Annotated in this window: 1 pseudogene; it reads right to left on the bottom strand. The window is 57.2% G+C overall.

The annotated features are described in order from the left end of the window. Positions 1-243 (bottom strand): annotated as a pseudogene (locus SB756_RS34180) (hypothetical protein); the annotation flags it as partial.

The following is a 243-nucleotide window of genomic DNA, read 5'->3' as shown; positions in this document are numbered from 1 at the left end:
CGTTACGCAGCAGTAGGGTGAACACTGCCTGTGCCAGGAGCGTCAGGGTGTGTTCCCGACCAGGCAGTTGTTCTACCGATTCCCGCTCTATCAGTTGCCAATAGTGTTCCAGCGCCGCCAGTTCGTCGGGTTTATCTGCCAGTGACAGGCAAATCCCCGGCAGGCCGAAGGTTTCCCGAGTGCCTGGATAAAGAACTTCCAGCAGGGGCCAGATCAGATCTTCCCGTACCGTCAACACATGAC

It is taken from the genome of Pseudomonas sp. SIMBA_068 (genome assembly GCF_046534705.1).
Taxonomy (GTDB): Bacteria; Pseudomonadota; Gammaproteobacteria; order Pseudomonadales; family Pseudomonadaceae; genus Aquipseudomonas; species Aquipseudomonas putida.
The sequence above is the reverse complement of the archived record's forward strand: the minus strand, read 5'-3'. Positions and strand labels throughout refer to the sequence as shown.